General features: G+C 53.4%; 1 protein-coding gene. It reads right to left on the bottom strand.

The features are described from left to right. Positions 1-2: 2 nt before the first annotated feature. Positions 3-953: elongation factor Tu (gene tuf, locus A7Z29_RS23045; protein WP_024705540.1), on the bottom strand; the 951-nt coding region annotated here is incomplete at its 5' end.

Here is a 953-nt window from a genome sequence, read left to right as displayed (position 1 = left end):
AATTAGCTCAGAACTTTAGCTACAACGCCCGCGCCAACGGTACGGCCGCCTTCACGGATTGCGAAACGCAGACCGTCGTCCATCGCGATCGGGTGGATCAGGGTAACAACCATTTTGATGTTGTCGCCCGGCATTACCATCTCTACGCCTTCCGGCAGTTCGATAGTACCAGTCACGTCAGTAGTACGGAAGTAGAACTGCGGACGGTAGCCTTTGAAGAACGGAGTATGACGACCGCCTTCATCTTTGGACAGAATGTACACTTCAGATTCGAACTTGGTGTGCGGCTTGATAGTGCCCGGCTTAGCCAGTACCTGACCACGTTCGATTTCTTCACGTTTGATACCACGCAGCAGAACACCTACGTTCTCACCAGCACGGCCTTCGTCCAGCAGTTTGCGGAACATTTCAACGCCAGTACAGGTAGACTTCTGAGTCTCTTTGATACCAACGATTTCAACTTCTTCACCAACTTTGATGATACCGCGTTCTACACGACCGGTAACAACAGTACCACGACCGGAGATGGAGAATACGTCTTCGATCGGCAGCAGGAACGGCTTGTCAATCGCACGCTCTGGTTCCGGAATGTAAGAATCCAGGAAGCCAGCCAGTTCCAGGATTTTCGCTTCCCACTCTGCGTCGCCTTCCAGCGCTTTCAGAGCAGAACCACGAACGATCGGAGTGTCGTCGCCCGGGAAGTCGTACTGAGACAGAAGTTCACGAACTTCCATTTCAACCAGTTCCAGCAGCTCTTCGTCATCAACCATGTCGCATTTGTTCAGGAACACGATGATGTACGGAACGCCTACCTGACGACCCAGCAGGATGTGCTCACGAGTCTGCGGCATCGGGCCATCAGTCGCAGCAACAACCAGGATCGCGCCGTCCATCTGCGCAGCACCGGTGATCATGTTTTTAACATAGTCGGCGTGCCCCGGGCAGTCTACGTG

Source organism: Escherichia sp. MOD1-EC6842, assembly GCF_002965705.1.
Classification (GTDB): domain Bacteria; phylum Pseudomonadota; class Gammaproteobacteria; order Enterobacterales; family Enterobacteriaceae; genus Escherichia; species Escherichia ruysiae.
This window is presented reverse-complemented; position numbering and strand designations above follow the sequence as displayed.